The sequence below is a fragment of the Pseudomonas sp. D8002 genome, assembly GCF_013385695.1.
Classification (GTDB): Bacteria; Pseudomonadota; Gammaproteobacteria; order Pseudomonadales; family Pseudomonadaceae; genus Aquipseudomonas.
The window spans coordinates 37,362-55,104 of the sequence record NZ_JACAPM010000034.1 but is presented as its reverse complement, the minus strand read 5'-3'; the positions used below and the strand labels follow the sequence as shown (position 1 = coordinate 55,104).

Sequence of the window (17,743 nt, the reverse complement as noted above, 5' to 3'; positions counted from 1 at the left end):
GGGGGGATGTCAGGAAGATGGGGCAAGACTGCTCCCACCGTTTGATCGGGTGGTCATCGGGCAGTTGGGTTGAACCTGCTGGCTGTTTTGGCCTCCTATTGAGCATTGGCCGGTGATTCAAACGGCTGTTTTCAGGTTGTTGCCCTCGCAAACGATCGAATGCATTTGCGCCCTTGAGCGGCTGTCAGCGCTCGGGTAATGTCATCAGACCCACAGGACAGAGCACGCCCATGACTTCCAAGCTGGAACAACTCAAGCAATTCACCACTGTAGTAGCCGATACCGGCGATTTTTCTACCCTCGCCAAGCTCAAGCCACAAGACGCCACTACCAACCCTTCCCTGCTGCTCAAGGCCGCGTCGATCCCAGGCTATGCCAAGCTGCTGGACGAGGCTGTTGCCGACTGCAACGGCGATGTAGGCCTGGCCAGCGACCGTTTCGCGGTAGCCGTCGGCCAGGAAATCCTGAAAGTGGTGCCCGGCCGCATTTCCACCGAGGTGGATGCCCGCTTGTCGTTCGATACCGACGCGGTACTCAAGCGCGCCCATCGCCTGATCGACCTGTACGACAAGGCCGGCATTGGCCGTGACCGCGTGCTGATCAAGATCGCTTCCACCTGGGAAGGCATCCGCGCCGCCGAGCAGCTGGAAAAGGAAGGCATCCAGACCAACCTGACGCTGCTGTTCTCCTTCGCCCAGGCCGTGGCTTGCGCCGAAGCAGGCGTGTTCCTGATTTCGCCGTTCGTGGGCCGTATCTACGACTGGTACAAGAAGGCCAACGGCAACGACTACACCGGCTCCGAAGATCCGGGCGTGCAGTCGGTGACGCGCATCTACAACTACTACAAGGCCAATGGCTACAAGACCGTGGTAATGGGTGCAAGCTTCCGTAACCTGAGCCAGATCGAAGAGCTGGCTGGTTGCGACCGCCTGACCATCAGCCCGGACCTGCTGGAAAAACTCGCAGCCGACAACGGCAAGCTGGAACGCAAATTGTCGCCAGGCCATGCGGGCGAAGCTCGTGTGCACCTGACCGAAGCGCAGTTCCGTTGGGAATCCAACGAAGATGCAATGGCCACCGAGAAACTGGCCGAGGGCATTCGTCAGTTCGCCCGCGACCAGGAAAAACTCGAAGCGCTGTTGACCGCCAAGCTCTAAAAACGGCGGCGACAAAAAGGGCGGCACCTGTGAGGGTGCCGCCCTTTTTTTGTATTAGCCGATTTCGAGCCGAACTCAGTTAAAAATGTGGGAGGGGGCTTGCTCCCGAATACAGGGCGTCAGTCGCTACATTCACTACTGACCCGCCGCTTTCGGGAGCAAGCCCCCTCCCACACTTTGACAATGTTTCAGCTGGAAATTAGTGCCGCTCCAGCGCATTCACCAGGTCGTGGAACGCCTCGCGGTTGGAGTCGTTCAAGCCCATCAGGATCTTGTGGGCTTCCAGTACCTTGACCCGTACCACTTCCTCGGACTGGTCCTGGGACGGCAGGTCGGTCAGGCATTCCGGGCACGGGATCGGGCGGTCAACGATGTTGAACACTTGATCGAAGCCCATGGACTGCAACAGACGGGTGATGTCTTCGTGGGTGGTGACGACGGTCGGCAGCAGTCCGACCTTCTGCCGAGACAGAATGGACAACTTGGCCAACAGCCCAAGGGTGGTGCTATCGATGCTGCGGGTTTCGGTCAGATCGATCACGATCGCCGAGAAATTCAAGGCTGTGAAGATCCGCTCAATCGTCGCATCCAGCGCCGAACACAAGGTCAGGCGCACTTCACCGACAAACTTCAGGACAAAAGTCCCGTCTTGCTCGGCGAATTGGATTCTTCCGGTACTCATCAAAGATTCCTGCTCAACACCAATAGGGCGATATCATCCGGCATCTCCCCTAGCGTGGCCAATCCAAAAACCTGCCGCAGGCCATCCAGGCTGCCGCCCGCCGACCTGACCCGTTGGGGCAAGGCGGCTTCTTTCTCTTTGAGTGTAGGCTCTGGCAAAAGGTCCAGGATACCGTCGGACATCAGCGTCAGGCTGAACGTCGGCGGCAATTCCAGGATGTGGTCTTCGTAGGTGGCTTCATTGAATAAGCCAACCGGCAAACCACGCCCTTCCAGGTAGCGCACACTGTCTGGAGTGTATAAAACCGGCAATGGCAGGTGACCGCCAATGCTGTAGGTCAAAAGACCTGTTTCTTCATCAATCACGCCGCCGACCATCGTCACGTGCTTGCCCAGCTTGCAGCTGATCAGGCCCCGGTTGATGTGGCCCAGCACTTGCGAAGGGGTGAACTCCGGCAAGGTGCCATTGCGCTTGGACTCGAACAACAGCCGTGTAGTCATGAACTTCAACAACACGGTCACGAATGCAGAGGAGGCGCCGTGGCCGGAAACGTCGGCCAGGTAGAACGCGACACGCCGCTCATCAACGCGGAAGTAGTCGACGAAATCACCCGACAGGTACAGCGACGGGATGATCTGGTGGGCAAACTTGAACTCGTCGATGCTCCACGGGCTCACCGGCAGCATGTTCATCTGCACCTGGCGACCGGCGTTCTGGTCTTCCTGGAGCAGGTTCAGGCTGGCTTCGAGTTCGCGGTTGGCGGTTTCGAGCTTTTCACGGTAACGCTGGTTTTCCAGCAGCAGCCGTGCACGATCCAGGGCACGACGCACCGAGTGCTCCAGCACAGCCAGGTCTTCCAGGGGCTTGATCAGGTAGTCGGCAGCGCCGAGGCGCAAGGCCTCGACGGCATCGTTCATCACGCCGGCACCGGACACGACAATCACCGGCGTCTGCGGGGCGATGTCGGTTACCTGGCGGATCAGCTCAAGGCCGCCCACCTGGGGCATGCGCAGGTCGCAGATCACAAGGTCGGGCTTGTCGCGCTCGAATACCTGGAGACCCTGGAGGCCGTTGCTGGCCTGCAGGACGCTGAAGCCACTGTCTTCCAAATAGGCCGCAAGACTCGCGCGCACTACTTCGTCGTCATCGATTATCAGCAGCGTGGCACTGGTTTTCTGCATGTGGGCAAACGGCGCCAGAATTAGGTTGGCGTAGGCAGCTCGACAATGGCCGGGCTTACTACTGGATTCGCTTTCTAGCCTCTCTGTCCTACAAAACGCCGAGTTATTGCCGACGCACAAAGGTAAAGCAGAGGTGCCCTTCTAAGGCGCAGACGGTACTCCCATCCGCCAGGGGTTTCAAGCTCACGGCGATGGTCGCCGGGCGTCTTTACATCGCAAATCACCAGTAGTTATAAGAACGCATAAAACCGCGACTTAAAGTAAGCACGTAACCCACGGATAAACCTCGAATGCCGCCCACAAAAAAGGCGACCCGAGGGCCGCCTTCTTCTTTCAAGCCTGGGGCTTAAAAGTCGTCTACAACCTTGCCATCCTTGACCTTGAACTCGCGGTTCTGCAAGTAGGCGTTGCGGATGAAGGTGTATTTGTCGCCGCTGATCAGCTTCTCGGAGGACAGCAGGCTGGCACGCGTGTCGACGATATTCAGGCCGAAGGTGCTGTTGCGCCAGCCGATATCGTTCATGTAGCGGTACGGCTGGGTGTAGCTGTCCACGTATTTGGACGGCGCGTCACGCAGGGTGCTTGGGCCCAGCAGTGGCAGCATCACGTAAGGACCGCTGTCGACGCCCCAGTAGCCGAGAGTCTGGCCGAAGTCTTCGTCGTTGCGTTGCAGCCCCATTTTGGTGCCGACATCAACGAAACCCAGCACGCCGAACGTGGTGTTCATCAGCAAGCGGGCAGTGTCGACGCCTGCAGCGTGGGGCTTGAGTTGCAGCACGTCGTTGGCAAAGTTGCCGACGTCGCCGATGTTGCGGAAGAAGTTGTGGATCCCGTCCTGCACGAACTGCGGGGTCACGAACTGATAGCCTTGAGCCAATGGCTTGAGGGCATAGGTATCAACGGTATCGTTGAAGGTGAAGATCGGGCGGTTGACGCTTTCCCATGGATCATCTTCCGAGGCCGCCTGGGCTACGAAAGGAACCAGCAAAATACTCGCACATACGGACAGCTGAGCTAGACATTGGCTCCAGCGCATAGCTTGAACTCCTTGAATGGTCTGTCATGGGCGCTATGCCCTGAATGAGGCCGTCAGTATATGACGGAAGTGTCAGATTAGGCAGCCTTGCAGAAATGTCATTCAGCAAATGCACAAAATTCCTACAATTGCTGCGGGTGTAACTTGCTTGTCACCCAAGTCCGGTAGCGTCACTGCTATTTCAGGGACGTCGAAATGCCACACGCCGAGATTGTTAGTGCCAGCACCCCGTCCTTGACGGCCGTACTGTTCGGGCTTAGTGGCTGCCTGGTGGACTTTGGTTCCCAGGCCCGCGCCGATTCCGCGCCTTCCAGCGATACCCATGCCACTGTCGGCGCCCTGAAGATCCTGCGCAGCCTCGAAGAACAGCGCGTCCCTTGTGCATGGCTGGACGAGTTGCCGGCGTCGGTTTCCACACCGCTGGCCGCCGGGCTACCCCGCTGGATCAAGGCTGCCAAGCCCTCCTCCACCCGCTGGCCGGCGCCTCACGCCTGCTGGCAGGCCCTGATGGAACTGAATATCGAACGCCTGGAAGGCTGCGTCCTGGTCAGCGGCGAGCCACGCCTGCTGCAATCGGGGCTCAATGCCGGGCTGTGGACCATTGGCCTGGCATCCTGTGGCTCATTGTGCGGGCTTTCGCCGCAGCAATGGCAAGCACTCAGCGAGAAGGAACGCGAGCATAAGCGCGCCAAAGCCACTGTCGCGCTCTATGGCCTGGGCGTGCATTCGGTGATTGACCACCTGGGCGAACTGCAGACCTGCCTGGCCGACATCAGCCTGCGCCAGCTCAAAGGCGAGAAGCCCTGATCGAGATCATGCACAGTAGGCGCCAGTGGATTAATCTACAGGTCAGCCCATAGACCTTTCCCGGCGTGCCGCGGTCTATGTCAGTGCCTATCGATAAAAGGAAGAACGCCATGCCTGCCCGCGAACAACTGCAAGAACAGGTCAAAATTTTGCGCGAGCAATTGGATCAGAATCCAGAAATGCCCCTCGAACAGCGCGAAGAGCTGCGAGATTTGATTGCTGAACTGGAAGTTCAGGAGCCACTGGAAGGTGCCATTCAGGATCCAAGCATCGCCGACGGTGTGAACCTGGCCGTAGAACGCTTCGAACTGGAGCACCCGGGCATTGCCGGGACCTTGCGCAATATTGTGGTGACCCTGGGTAACATCGGGATCTAATAGTCGGACACCTATCAAATGTGGGAGCGGGCTTGCTCGCGAATGCGGTCCGTCAGCTGATACATAAGCTGGCTGATACACCGCTTTCGCGAGCAAGCCCGCTCCCACATTTATTTTGGGTGAAGGCTACTGTCGAGCCAGGCGCAGGTTCTGGAACTGCTGCTCTTCAGTACTGCGGTACGGGTTGATATCCAGCCCGCCACGCCGCACATAGCGCGCATACACCGTCAGTTTCTCCGGCTTGAGCAAGCGCTGCAGATCGAGAAAGATCCGCTCCACGCACTGTTCATGGAAGTCCGAATGCTGGCGGAAGCTCACCAGGTATTCCAGCAGGCTGGCATGATCCAGCGCCGCGCCGCGGTACTCCACCGCCACACTGCCCCAGTCAGGCTGGCTGGTCACCGGGCAGTTGGACTTGAGCAGATGACTGTGGACGCTCTCCTCCACCACGCGCGAATCGTCGCAACGCAGCAGTTCCGGGCGCGGGTGCTCGTAGTTGCTGACGGTAATGTCCAGGTCATCAATGCACACACCCGGCAACGCGACCACGCCTTCGGCTTCAACCTCGCCCAGGCTGCGGATGCGCACGCCAACCGGCTTGCCGGCCGCTGCACTCAGGTCGGTGCGCAACGTCGCTTCAAGGCTTTGCACATCGGCAAACGCGGTTTGGTTCAGCGAGTTGAGGTACAACTTGAACGACTTCGACTCGATGATGTTCGGCGAGTCGGCCGGGATACTGAATTCACCGATGGCCACCACGGGTTTGCCGGATGGCAGCAGCCAGGACAGTTCGAAGCAGTTCCAGAAATCCACGCCTTTATACGGCAGGGTCTCGGCACTCAGGCCCAGCTCGGCCCACTTGGCGGCGCGAGGAATCGGGAACAGCAACGACGGGGTGTAGGTGGAGATGTATTCACTGGACTTGCCCAGCGGCGAATGTTCGGCTGCGGGATGCATGGCGGAAACCTGGCTAAATAAACGCCGCCATTCTACCCGCCTTTGCCCGTCAATGGCTTACTGGCTGACGGTCAGCTTGCCGACCATGCCCGCCTGGTAATGCCCCGGAATGTTGCAGGCAAACTCCAAGCCGGTGGCCTTGGTGAAGGTCCAGGTCAGCTCGGCGGTCTTGCCGGGCTCTACCAACACGCTGTTGGGGTCGTCGTGTTTCATGCCTGCCATATCACCATGCCCCATCGCACTGTGGTCCATTTTGCCCATGCCGGTCGCCGTCAGCATGCCGCTGGCCTGCATCTGCAGCATCTCTTTCTGATGCGCTGCGTGCATGGCGGCATCGCCAAGGTTGAATTCATGAAGCAACTGGCCTTTGTTGACCAGCACAAAGCGCACAGTCTCACCGGCTTTTACATCAATAGCCTTGGGCGAAAAGGAAATATCCTGCAGTACCACTTCCACGGTGCGCGTGGCCTTGGCGGCGGGCGCGGCCTCACCGAAGGCGAAGGTTTCAGCCGGGGATGCCAGCACCGGAAGACTCATCGCCATCAGGCAGCCCGCCAACAACCAGGATTTACGTAAAAACATGCTCACACTCCAAAGGTTCGGAATCAGTCTGTGGGACACTTTACGAACGCGCCGCTGCCAGCCAGCTGACTGCCAGATTACAACTTTGTCAGCTTGAGCCGGCTGCCGGATGTGCGCGGTATAACGTCTGTGTTCCCGTAAAACCATGAGCCGCCCATGAAACTGCTGATCGTCGAAGACCAACCGAAAACCGGCCACTACTTGCGCCAGGGGCTGGCCGAGGCCGGGTTCAACACCGAGCTGGTGGCCGACGGCACCAGCGGCCAGCACCTGGCGCTGACCGGTGACTACGACCTGTTGATCCTCGATGTGATGCTGCCAGGTCGCGATGGCTGGCAGATCCTCCAGGCCGTACGCAACGCCGGGCTCGACATGCCGGTACTGTTCCTTACCGCACGGGACGCCGTGGAAGACCGGGTGCATGGCCTGGAACTGGGCGCCGACGATTACCTCGTCAAGCCCTTCGCCTTCTCCGAACTGCTGGCCCGGGTGCGCAGCCTGTTACGCCGTGGCAGCAGCCCCCCCCAGGAAACCAGCCTGCAACTGGCCGACCTGCGCATGGACCTGATCCGCCGCCGGGTAGAGCGCGACGGCCAGCGCATCGACCTGACGGCCAAGGAGTTTTCCCTGCTGGAACTGCTGCTGCGCCGCCAGGGCGAAGTACTGCCCAAGTCGCTGATCGCCTCCCAGGTGTGGGACATGAACTTCGACAGCGATACCAACATCATCGAAGTCGCGATCCGCCGCCTGCGCCTGAAGGTCGACGACAACTTTCCCAACAAGCTGATCCATACGGTACGCGGCATGGGCTACGTGCTTGAGGAGCGGTTCAGTTGATGAAACGGATTTCCCTGGCCAGCCGCCTGGCGCTGTTGTTTGCTGGCTGTACCGCCGTGGTTTCATTGCTGGCCGGCGTGCTGTTCAACCATGCCAGCGAGGCGCACTTTATCGAGCTGGACCAGCAGTTGCTCGACGGCAAGATGATAGCGCTGCGCAGCACATTGCAAGGTGCCGACACGCCAGAACGATTTGCCTTACGAGAAACAACGCTGCGAGAAGAACTCAATCGCCAGCCCGACCTGGCCCTGCGCATCACCACCGGCGATCAGCGCTGGTTCGACGGCGCTCCCGGCATCACCCTGCCCCAGGCGCCTGGCCTGCACAGCGTGCAGAACGCCGGCACCGATTACCGCGTGTACAACGCGCCGCTGATTCCTGGAAACGCTGACTCGCCACGCCTGACGCTGATGCTCGACATCACCCACCATCAACACTTCCTGCAACGCATGCAGCATCTGATCTGGCTGACCGTCGGCCTTTCCGCCCTGGCCACCGCCCTGCTCGGCGCCTGGGCCGCCCGCAGCGGGTTGCGACCGCTGAGGCGCATGAGCGAAGTCGCCAGCGGCGTCTCTGCCCACTCCCTGACCCAACGCCTGCCCCAGGAACAAATGCCCGCCGAACTGGCGGAACTCGCCCAGTCCTTCAACGCGATGCTTGGGCGCCTGGACGATGCCTTCCAGCGCCTTTCGGCGTTTTCTGCCGACATCGCCCATGAACTGCGTACGCCACTGTCGAATTTGCTGACACAGACCCAAGTCATCCTCACGCATCCACGGGCGCTGGAGGACTACCGCGAAGCCCTGCACAGCAACCTGGAAGAACTGCAATGGATGGCGCAGTTGGTCAACGACATGCTGTACCTGGCCAAGGCGGACCATGGGCTGCTGGTGCCCAAGCGCGAAACCCTGGTGCTGGCGGACGAGGTGGAGGCATTGCTGGAGTTTTTCGCGCCGCTGGCGGAGGACGTCCAGGTGCGGCTGGTTCGGGAAGGCAGCGCCAGCACTTCAGGTGACCGCAGCATGTTGCGCCGGGCGATTTCCAACCTGCTGGATAACGCGTTGCGGTTCACCCCGCCGGGTGGCGAAGTCAGCGTGCGGATTGTCGAGGGGATGCAAGGCGTGACGCTGAGTGTGGAAAACACCGGGGAAGGCATTCCCGAGGCATTGTTGCCACGGTTGTTTGACCGGTTTTACCGGGCAGATCCGGCGCGTCATGAAGGGAGCAGCGAACATGCGGGGCTGGGTTTGGCGATTACCCAGTCGATTGTGCGGGCCCATGGGGGGCGGATTTTCTGTGAGTCGGGGGCGGGATGGGCGAGGTTTGTGATGGCGTTGCCGCAGGGGTATTGATGCAAGCTGTAGCGGCCCTTTCGCGAGCAAGCCCGCTCCCACATTTTGACCGAGTGCATTCAGGAAGAACGCGGTCAAAATGTGGGAGCGGGCTTGCTCGCGAAGGCGGTCTTAAGAATTACGAATACCTGAGGGCATGCGCCGGCTCAATCTTCGCCGCCCGATACGCCGGATAGATGGTCGCCAAAAAGCTCAACACAAACCCCGCCGAGCAAATCAGCAACACATCCCCACCCTGCAACTGCGAAGGCAGGTTGCTGACGAAATACACGTCCGAACTGAAGATATGCTGCCCGGTCACCCGTTCCAGCCACCCAACCAGTTCACTGACGTTCAGCGCCGCAATCACGCCGAGGATTCCACCGATCAAGGTACCGACGATCCCGATCACCGTCCCCTGCACCATGAAGATCGCCATGATCTGCCGCGGCGTGGCGCCGATGGTGCGCAGTATCGCAATGTCGGCGCCCTTGTCGTTCACCACCATGATCAAGGTCGCGATGATGTTGAACGCCGCCACCGCGACGATCATCAGCAACAGCAGGCCGATCATGGTTTTTTCCATCTTCATCGCACTGAACAGGCTGCCCTGGGTGTGGGTCCAGTCGTCGGCCTTGTAGTCGGCGCCGAGGCTGGCGGCGATATCCGCCGAGACCTTGGGCGCGGCATACAAGTCTTTCACTGCCAGGCGCACGCTTTGCACCTGGTTCGGCTCCCAATGCTGTATCTCGGCGGCGTCGGCCATGTGGATCAGGGCCATGGAGCCATCCAGCTCCGCGCCCACCTTGAACACACCCACCACGTTCAAACGCTGCATACGCGGGGTGATGCCACCGGGCGCACTGCTGATTTCCGGTACGATCAGGGTCAGCTTGTCACCGACATTCAGGCGAAAACGCCGGGCGGTGATTTCGCCGATCACCACACCGAACTCGCCCGGTTTAAGGTCTTCAAGATGACCCTGGACGATATGCTGGGCCACAATCGACACCTTGCCTTCCTGGGCCGGATCAACGCCGCTGATCTCGATCGGCTGCATCGCGCCCTTGTAGGAGAGCATGCCGTCCATCTGTGTGAACGGTACAGCAGCAGTGACTTCCGGATTCTTCATCGCGGCATCTGCCACCGGCTGCCAGTCGCTGATGGGCTTCACGCCAACGATGGTCGCGTGGGGCACCATGCCGAGGATGCGTGAGCTCATTTCCCGCTGGAAACCGTTCATTACCGACAACACCACGATCATCGCCAGCACGCCGAGGGCGAGGCCGATCATCGAGGTCATCGAGATAAACGAAACAAAACGGTTGCGGCGCTTGGCGCGGGTATAGCGCGTGCCGATGAAAATCGATAACGGTCTGAACATTCGCGGGCACCGTTGAAAAAATAGAAAACCCGGCGCCGGGCGCCGGGCTTGAAACAGGTCAGATGGCGACCAGATGACCTTCCTGCAGGTGCAACACACGGTCCATCTGGCGGGCCATGCTCATGTCATGGGTCACCACCAGGAACGCGGTGCGCATCTGGGTGCTCAACTCCAGCATCAAGTCCTTGATGCCCTGGGCGGTGTGGGAGTCGAGGTTGCCGGTCGGCTCGTCGAGCATCACCAGCCCCGGGTTGTTGACCAGGGCACGGGCAATCGCCACACGCTGGCGCTCGCCGCCGGACAACTCAGCCGGCTTGTGCTCCAGGCGATGGCCCAGGCCGACGCGCTCCAACAACGCCTGGGCACGCTGGCGTGCTTCCGGGATCGCGGTCTTGCCGATCAACAGCGGCATGCAGACGTTTTCCAGGGCGGTGAACTCGGGCAGCAAGTGGTGGAACTGGTACACAAAACCCAGCGAACGGTTGCGCAACTGGCCACGGGCCTTCTCGCCCAGGGCCGACAACTCTTCGCCGGCCAGCCAGACGCTGCCCTGGGACGGCGTATCAAGGCCGCCCAACAGGTTGAGCAAGGTACTTTTACCGGAACCGGAACTGCCGACGATCGCCACGCGTTCGCCCGGGTGCAGTTCCAGCTGCAGGTTGGACAGCACCACCACGGACTCCGGGCCTTCCTCGTAGGATTTGCCCAGGTTGCGGCAGCTCAGGATTGCTTTTTCACTCATGCCCGATTCACTCATAACGTAAAGCCTGCGCCGGCTGGGTACGTGCCGCGCGCCAGGCTGGATACAGGGTGGCAAGGAAACTCAGGACCAACGCGGCGCCGCCGACCATCAATACGTCCTGGCTCTGCACCTGGGACGGCAAGTAGTCGATGAAGTAGACGTCGGAGTTCAAGAATTTGTGGCCGATCAACACTTCCAGCCCGGCGATAGCCGCGCTGACGTTCAGCGCGGCGAGAATCCCCACCACGGTGCCGATCAAGGTGCCGACGACGCCGATCACCGTGCCCTGGACCATGAAGATCGCCATGATCTGCCCCGGCGTGGCGCCAAGGGTGCGCAGGATCGCGATGTCGCCCTTCTTGTCGTTCACCACCATCACCAGCGTGGAGATGATGTTGAAGGCGGCGACGGCGACGATCAGCAGCAACAGCAGGCCGATCATGGCTTTTTCCATGCGGATGGCCTGGTACAGGTTGCCGTGGGTGCGGGTCCAGTCGCGGGCGTAGTACTGGTTTTCACCCAGGTGCTGGGCGATTTCCCACGAGGTACGCGGCGCGTCGAACAGGTCGTTGAATTTCAGGCGCAAGCCCTGGACCTGGTCCGGCTTCCAGCGATGCAGGCGGGCCAGGTCGGTCAGGTTGGTCAGGCCCAGGTAGCCGTCGATCTCACCGGCGCCGACATGGAAGATGCCGACCACGGTAAAGCGCTTCATGCGCGGGAACATGCCCGCCGGAGTCACGGTGACTTCCGGCGCGACGAAGGTCAGCTTGTCGCCGATGCCCACGCCGAGCTTGGCCGCCGCCTTGTCACCGATAGCGATGCCAAAGCTGCCGGGCGACAAGTCGTCCAGTTTGCCCTGCTGCATGAAGTTATCGATGATCGAGACATTGCGTTCCTGCGCCGGGTCGATGGCATTGAGCAGGACTTTCTGCACCTTGCCGTCGTTGGTCAACAGGCCCTGCATCTGGGTGAAGGGCGCAACCGCCAGCACTTTGGGGTTCTGCTTGACCTTCGCGGCCAGGCTTTGCCAGTCGCTGATGGGCTCACCCGACTCGATGGTCGCGTGGGGCACCATGCCCAGCACGCGGGTGCGCATCTCATGATCGAAGCCGTTCATCACCGACAGCACCACAATCATCACGACAACGCCAAGGGCGAGCCCGATCATCGAGGTCAGGGAAATGAACGACACAAAATGATTGCGACGTTTTGCACGGGTATAACGCGTGCCAATAAATACGAAGAGAGGTCTGAACATGTCGGGGCTTGTTCGGAGGAAAAGAAGACGTCCTTGTGGCGGGGTCAGGTAAGCAGCTTTACACTCAGACCATCACCGCTGCCTTGGGTTCGCCATGTCGACATTAGATGAAGAAGATCGCCGCGAATACTACCGTATCGAGGACATGATCGCACTGGAAATTACCCCACTGTCGGGCCCGGAAGCGCTGAGCAAGGAAGTGTTGCTGGATGATTCGCCGCTGTTCAATCTGCTCAGCGAGTTGCACCTGAGTGAATTTGAATCCCAGCACTTGCTGCGCCAGATCGGCGAGCGGGACCGCACCCTGGCCGCCTTCCTCAAAGTCCAGAACAAACGCATGGATTTGCTCAGCCAGATCATGGCGCAAAGCCTGCTGGGCGAAATCGGTACGCCGCAGCCCGTGGTCATTTCCGAAGGCGGCATCGAATTTCTGAACCCCACCGCGATCCAGCCCGACAGCCACCTGGCGGTCAAGCTGGTGCTGATGCCGCAAGCCCTCGGGCTGTTGCTGCGAGCCAAGGTTACCCATTGCGATGCCAAGACCGGTGGCTTTGAAATCGGCACGGAATTCGAAGCCATGACCGATGCCCAACGCCAGTTGCTGGCACGCTATATCCTGCAGAAACAGGCCCAGGAACGGCGCCTGGCGCGGGAAAAAAGCGACGAATCCGACACCTGAATACGATCATTGAATGGCGCGTCGCGTCATCCATCCAGCCAGGAACCCTGGCGTAAAGGAGCAACTGTGACCCTGATTTATGGCCACCGCGGTGCCAAAGGCGAAGCACCGGAAAACACCCTGACCAGCTTCCAGGAATGCCTCAAGCACGGCGTACGCCGCTGCGAACTGGATTTGCACCTGTCCATGGACGGCGAGCTGATGGTCATCCACGACCCGACGCTCAAGCGCACCACCGACCGGCGCGGCAAGGTCGTCGAGTATTCAGCCGCCGACCTGGTCAAGATGGACGCGCGCAAAGGCGGCCCGGGCTGGGTCAACCCTTGCCCGATCCCGCGCCTGGAAGAGCTGTTCGAACAGTGCGACTTCGACCACTGGCAACTGGAAGTCAAAAGCGCATCGCGCACCCGCGCGGCAACCACCGTGCTGGCGATCCGTGAAATGGCTCAGCGTTTCGGGCTGATGGACAAGGTCACCGTGACCTCAAGCTCGCGGGAAGTGTTGAAAGCGGCGCTGGACCTCACCCCGGACCTGTCCCGCGGACTGGTAGCCGAATACGCCTGGCTCGACCCGTTGAAGGTCGCGGCCAACTATGGCTGTGAGATTCTGGCGTTGAACTGGACGTTGTGCACCCCTGAGCGCCTGGAAAAAGCCCAGCGCCAGGGTTTGCACGTGTCCGTATGGACCGTCAACGAACCCGCGCTGATGCGCAGGCTCGCCGACTTCGGCGTAGATAGCCTGATTACAGACTTTCCCGGTTTGGCCACTGCCACCCTCGGGAATTACTGAAATCGGTCTCCCCGGCCGGCTCAGGCCACCGGCCGGAGCCGCTCAAAAAAGCCGGTTGAGGCCGTCGTAGGCCGCTACCCGATAGGCTTCAGCCATGGTCGGGTAGTTGAACGTGGTGTTGACGAAATACTTGAGGGTATTCAGCTCACCCGGCTGGTTCATGATCGCCTGGCCGATGTGCACGATCTCCGACGCCTGATAGCCGAAGCAATGCACGCCCAGCACTTCCAGAGTCTCGCGGTGGAACAGGATCTTCAGCATGCCCTGGGGCTCACCGGCGATCTGCGCACGCGCCATGCTCTTGAAGAACGCCTTGCCGACTTCATAAGGCACCTTGGCCTTGGTCAGTTCGTGCTCGTTCTTGCCGATCGAGCTGATCTCGGGAATCGTGTAGATCCCGGTCGGCACGTCGTTGACGTAGCGCCAGCTGCCGTTGTCGACAATGCTGCCAGCGGCCGAGCGGCCCTGGTCATGGGCGGCACTGGCCAGGCTTGGCCAGCCGATCACGTCACCGGCACCGTAGATGTTCGGTACGCAGGTGCGGTAGTTCTCGTCGACTTCGATCTGGCCACGGCTGTTGACCTTCACACCGATGTTTTCCATGCCCAGCTTGTCGGTGTTGCCGGTACGGCCGTTGCACCACAGCAAGGCGTCGGCCTTGATCTTCTTGCCGGATTTCAGGTGCAGGATCACACCGTTGTCCAGGCCTTCGACCCGCTCGTACTCTTCGTTGTGGCGCACGGTGATGTTGTTGTTGCTGAAGTGGTAACTCAACGCCTGGGAAATTTCCGAGTCGAGGAAGCTCAGCAACTGGTCGCGGTTATCCACCAGCTCGACCAATACACCCAGGCCGCTGAAGATCGAGGCGTATTCACAGCCGATCACGCCGGCGCCGTAGATGATCAGTTTGCGCGGGGTGTGGCCCAGGCTGAGGATGGTGTCGCTATCGTAGATACGCGGGTGGTGGAAATCGATATCCGCCGGGCGATACGGACGCGAGCCGGTGGCGATGATGATGTGCTTGGCTACCAGCTTCTCGACCACGCCGTTGGCGCAGACCACTTCGACGGTTTGCTCGTCGGCGAAGCTGCCGGTGCCGAAGAACAGGTCGACGCGGTTACGGGCATAGAAGCCGGTACGCGAGGCAACCTGTTTGGAAATGACTTTTTCAGCGCTCTTGAGCACGTCCGGGAACGAAAACCAGCGCGGCTCACCAATGGCCCGGAACATCGGGTTGGTGTTGAACTGCATGATCTGGCGCACCGAGTGACGCAAGGCCTTGGACGGGATGGTACCCAGGTGGGTGCAGTTACCGCCGACCTGGCGACGGCTATCGACCATCGCCACCTTGCGCCCTGCTTTGGCGGCGTTCATCGCCGCACCTTCTCCAGCTGGGCCGGAACCCAGTACCACCACGTCGTAGTTGTAGACAGCCATGCGTACTCCTCAGAACAGGCCAGGGCGCACGGTTGGACGCCTGGCTAAATCATGCCGCGGCCAGCGGTCATGAAGGATCAATGTGGCTCAAGTGTGTGAGCCGGGGCACAGTCTATAGAACGCTCAACGTCGCGCACATTAACCCTTGGTCGCGTCGTAGGCCAGTTTTGCCTTTACTACACGGCGCTCGTTATTGAATTAACCTGTAGGCAAGCACCTTTTCAGGACTGGCCATTATGAAGCATGTCGTCATTTGTTTATTGCTGATGTTTTCGGTCCCGGTTCTGGCGAATGAGGCTGATCGCCTCAAACAAGCTGATTTTCCGGCGCAATCTCATCAACTGGTGCTGAAAAACCAGGCCGTCCTGACCTACCTGTGGGCAGACGTCTATGCGGCGGCATTGTTCGCCCCGGCTGACCTGAGCGCCAAACAAGCCCTGGATCAGCAAAAAGACCTGCGCCTGGAGCTGTATTACTTTCGCGATATCGACCGCAACGATGTGATCAAGGCCGCCACTGCCACCCTCGAACGTCAGCAAACACCCGCCACCCTCGCCCGCCTGAAGCCTGAACTGGATCAATTGCACAAAAGCTTCCGCAACATCCGCAGCGGCGACCGTTATGCGCTGGACTTCCAGCCTCAGCGCGGCCTGAACCTGGAAATCAACGGCACGGTGGTGTTCAGCAGTCGCAATGACGAACTGGCCAAGGCTTATCTCGGCATCTGGCTGGCACCAAAAGGCTTGTCCGACAGCCTGCGTAACACCCTCCTCAACTGATCGCAAAAACCCTGTGGGAGCGGGCTTGCTCGCGAATGCGGTGTGTCAGTGGCTCATAAGCTGACTGACACACCGCATTCGCGAACAAGCCCGCTCCCGCATTGGATTTTCATCACCGGGAGGCCTGCGGCAATTTGCCAGCTTGCTATCGGTTTTTTGTTGCCTGTGGTGGCTTATACACATATCGTTACAAAACTGTTCAGCGCCAGCCTCGTGCCAGAGCTTCAACAGCAAGGACGGTTGCGACCAGGGATTACTAATAAGATAGCCAAAATGAGTGCATGACATGTCCACTACAACGGGCAAGGGCAAGGCGATCTTTCGCGTTGTCAGCGGTAACTTCCTTGAGATGTTCGACTTCATGGTCTACGGCTTCTACGCCACGGCCATTGCCAAGACATTTTTCCCCACCGACAGCGCGTTCGCGTCCCTGATGCTGTCCCTGGCGACCTTTGGTGCCGGGTTCCTGATGCGTCCGCTGGGCGCGATTTTCCTCGGTGCCTATATCGACCGTCACGGCCGTAAAAAGGGCCTGGTGATCACCCTGGCGATGATGGCCGCCGGTACCGTGCTGATCGCCTGCGTTCCCGGGTATGCCACCCTGGGTGTCGCGGCGCCGCTGATCGTGTTGTTCGGCCGCCTGCTGCAAGGTTTCTCCGCCGGTGTCGAGCTGGGTGGCGTGTCGGTGTACCTGGCGGAAATCGCCACTCCAGGCCGCAAAGGCTTCTTCGTCAGCTGGCAGTCCGCTAGCCAGCAAGCCGCCGTGGTATTCGCCGGCCTGCTGGGTGTAGGCCTGAACCACTGGCTCAGCCCGGAAGAAATGGGTGACTGGGGCTGGCGCGTGCCGTTCCTGATCGGCTGCCTGATCGTGCCGGTGATCTTCGTGATTCGTCGCTCCCTGGAAGAAACCCCGGAATTCCAGGCGCGTAAACACCGCCCTACCCTGCAGGAAATCGTCCGCTCGATCGGCCAGAACTTCGGCATCGTCATCGCCGGCATGGCGCTGGTGGTGATGACCACCGTGTCGTTCTACCTGATCACCGCCTACACCCCGACCTTCGGCAAGGCCGAACTGCACCTTTCGGACTTCGACGCGCTGCTGGTCACCGTGTGCGTCGGCATCTCGAACTTCATCTGGCTGCCGGTGATGGGCGCGGTGTCCGACAAGATCGGGCGTAAGCCCCTGCTGCTGGGGGCGACTATTCTGGCGATCCTCACCGCTTATCCAGCGCTGTCCTGGCTGGTGGCCAACCCGAGCTTCAGCCATCTGCTGATCGTGCTGCTCTGGCTGTCGTTCCTGTATGGCTCGTACAACGGCGCGATGGTTGTAGCGCTGACCGAGATCATGCCGGTAGAAGTGCGCACCACCGGTTTCTCCCTGGCCTACAGCCTGGCGACGGCAACCTTTGGTGGCTTTACTCCGGCGGCGTGTACCTACCTGATCCATGTGCTGGACAACAAGGCCGCACCGGGCATCTGGCTCAGCGGCGCGGCGGTGCTGGGCTTGATCGCCACATTGATTCTGTTCAAGGGCAACCGGCATGAACTGCGTACCGCGCAGGCTTCGATAGTCGGCGGCGCTTGATAGGCCGCTTTCGCGAGCAAGCCCGCTCCCACATTTGAAATGTATTCACACATCAACATGTGGGAGCTGGCTTGCCTGCGATGAGGCCGGTACAAGCAACACAAAAACAACAGACATAAAAAAGCCCCGAACCAGTCGGGGCT

The 17,743-nt window shown here is 60.0% G+C and carries 18 protein-coding genes; 9 read left to right on the top strand and 9 right to left on the bottom strand.

From position 1 onward, the window contains the following. The first annotated feature begins 230 nt into the window (after window positions 1-230). Window positions 231-1,157: a transaldolase gene (gene tal, locus HX807_RS20445; RefSeq protein ID WP_008437618.1), complete on the top strand. Its 927-nt coding sequence runs from the start codon at window positions 231-233 to the stop codon at window positions 1,155-1,157. Between the two features lie 199 nt (window positions 1,158-1,356). Here the strand turns inward: tal and rssC are convergent, their stop codons facing one another. The 3 genes from rssC to HX807_RS20430 all read right to left on the bottom strand — a co-directional run bounded on the left by rssC (window position 1,357) and on the right by HX807_RS20430 (window position 4,056). Beyond that, window positions 1,357-1,839 carry an anti-sigma factor antagonist RssC gene (gene rssC, locus HX807_RS20440; RefSeq protein ID WP_003218919.1) on the bottom strand — a complete coding sequence of 161 codons (483 nt, stop codon included), beginning with the start codon at window positions 1,837-1,839 and terminating at the stop codon, window positions 1,357-1,359. Then, on the bottom strand, window positions 1,839-3,020 hold the full coding sequence (gene rssB, locus HX807_RS20435) for a two-component system response regulator RssB (RefSeq protein WP_003218921.1): 1,182 nt from the start codon (window positions 3,018-3,020) through the stop codon (window positions 1,839-1,841). The genes rssC and rssB overlap by 1 nt, the downstream gene beginning before the upstream one ends. 346 nt (window positions 3,021-3,366) lie before the next feature. Next, on the bottom strand, window positions 3,367-4,056 hold the full coding sequence (locus tag HX807_RS20430) for a VacJ family lipoprotein (protein WP_008437615.1): 690 nt from the start codon (window positions 4,054-4,056) through the stop codon (window positions 3,367-3,369). A gap of 195 nt (window positions 4,057-4,251) precedes the next feature. Here HX807_RS20430 and HX807_RS20425 point away from each other — a divergent pair, with 195 nt between their 5' ends. Then, window positions 4,252-4,863, top strand: coding sequence for a hypothetical protein (locus tag HX807_RS20425; protein ID WP_003218927.1), 612 nt, complete (start codon window positions 4,252-4,254; stop codon window positions 4,861-4,863). 110 nt (window positions 4,864-4,973) lie between these two features. After that, entirely contained in the window at window positions 4,974-5,240 is a 267-nt protein-coding gene (locus tag HX807_RS20420) for a DUF4404 family protein (RefSeq protein ID WP_008437612.1), read from the top strand. Window positions 5,241-5,366: 126 nt separating this feature from the next. On the opposite strand, the gene queF is transcribed toward HX807_RS20420, so the two are convergent. Beyond that, entirely contained in the window at window positions 5,367-6,197 is an 831-nt protein-coding gene (queF, locus tag HX807_RS20415) for an NADPH-dependent 7-cyano-7-deazaguanine reductase QueF (RefSeq protein ID WP_177022890.1), read from the bottom strand. 57 nt (window positions 6,198-6,254) lie between these two features. Continuing rightward, entirely contained in the window at window positions 6,255-6,779 is a 525-nt protein-coding gene (locus HX807_RS20410; protein WP_003218934.1) for a plastocyanin/azurin family copper-binding protein, read from the bottom strand. A 156-nt stretch (window positions 6,780-6,935) separates the two neighbouring features. Between HX807_RS20410 and HX807_RS20405 the strand changes: the two genes are divergently transcribed. Next, window positions 6,936-7,616 carry a heavy metal response regulator transcription factor gene (locus HX807_RS20405; RefSeq protein WP_003218936.1) on the top strand — a complete coding sequence of 227 codons (681 nt, stop codon included), beginning with the start codon at window positions 6,936-6,938 and terminating at the stop codon, window positions 7,614-7,616. After that, window positions 7,616-8,968 carry a heavy metal sensor histidine kinase gene (locus HX807_RS20400; RefSeq protein ID WP_177050849.1) on the top strand — a complete coding sequence of 451 codons (1,353 nt, stop codon included), beginning with the start codon at window positions 7,616-7,618 and terminating at the stop codon, window positions 8,966-8,968. Before HX807_RS20405 ends, HX807_RS20400 begins: the two co-directional genes overlap by 1 nt. Before the next feature lie 118 nt (window positions 8,969-9,086). Here HX807_RS20400 and HX807_RS20395 read toward each other — a convergent pair whose 3' ends face one another. Genes HX807_RS20395 through HX807_RS20385 form a run of 3 tightly spaced genes read right to left on the bottom strand, consistent with a single transcriptional unit; the run spans window position 9,087 to window position 12,331 of the window. Then, window positions 9,087-10,331 (bottom strand): lipoprotein-releasing ABC transporter permease subunit, encoded by a 1,245-nt coding sequence (locus tag HX807_RS20395; RefSeq protein ID WP_003218940.1) that lies wholly within the window; start codon window positions 10,329-10,331, stop codon window positions 9,087-9,089. A gap of 58 nt (window positions 10,332-10,389) precedes the next feature. Further along, window positions 10,390-11,073 carry a lipoprotein-releasing ABC transporter ATP-binding protein LolD gene (gene lolD / locus HX807_RS20390; protein ID WP_003218941.1) on the bottom strand — a complete coding sequence of 228 codons (684 nt, stop codon included), beginning with the start codon at window positions 11,071-11,073 and terminating at the stop codon, window positions 10,390-10,392. 7 nt (window positions 11,074-11,080) lie between these two features. After that, window positions 11,081-12,331, bottom strand: coding sequence for a lipoprotein-releasing ABC transporter permease subunit (locus tag HX807_RS20385; protein ID WP_003218943.1), 1,251 nt, complete (start codon window positions 12,329-12,331; stop codon window positions 11,081-11,083). 94 nt (window positions 12,332-12,425) lie between these two features. Between HX807_RS20385 and HX807_RS20380 the strand changes: the two genes are divergently transcribed. Both HX807_RS20380 and HX807_RS20375 read left to right on the top strand, forming a co-directional pair. Then, on the top strand, window positions 12,426-13,010 hold the full coding sequence (locus HX807_RS20380; RefSeq protein ID WP_003218944.1) for a PilZ domain-containing protein: 585 nt from the start codon (window positions 12,426-12,428) through the stop codon (window positions 13,008-13,010). Window positions 13,011-13,076: 66 nt separating this feature from the next. After that, complete coding sequence (locus tag HX807_RS20375; RefSeq protein WP_003218946.1) at window positions 13,077-13,799, top strand: glycerophosphodiester phosphodiesterase family protein; 723 nt, start codon at window positions 13,077-13,079, stop codon at window positions 13,797-13,799. Between the two features lie 42 nt (window positions 13,800-13,841). Here HX807_RS20375 and sthA read toward each other — a convergent pair whose 3' ends face one another. Beyond that, window positions 13,842-15,236 (bottom strand): Si-specific NAD(P)(+) transhydrogenase, encoded by a 1,395-nt coding sequence (gene sthA / locus HX807_RS20370; RefSeq protein ID WP_003218947.1) that lies wholly within the window; start codon window positions 15,234-15,236, stop codon window positions 13,842-13,844. A 236-nt stretch (window positions 15,237-15,472) separates the two neighbouring features. On the opposite strand from sthA, the gene HX807_RS20365 reads away from it, so the two are divergent. Both HX807_RS20365 and HX807_RS20360 read left to right on the top strand, forming a co-directional pair. Then, window positions 15,473-16,015: a chalcone isomerase family protein gene (locus tag HX807_RS20365; protein WP_003218949.1), complete on the top strand. Its 543-nt coding sequence runs from the start codon at window positions 15,473-15,475 to the stop codon at window positions 16,013-16,015. Window positions 16,016-16,301: 286 nt separating this feature from the next. Next, complete coding sequence (locus HX807_RS20360; protein ID WP_003218952.1) at window positions 16,302-17,600, top strand: MFS transporter; 1,299 nt, start codon at window positions 16,302-16,304, stop codon at window positions 17,598-17,600. The last annotated feature ends 143 nt before the right edge of the window (window positions 17,601-17,743 follow it).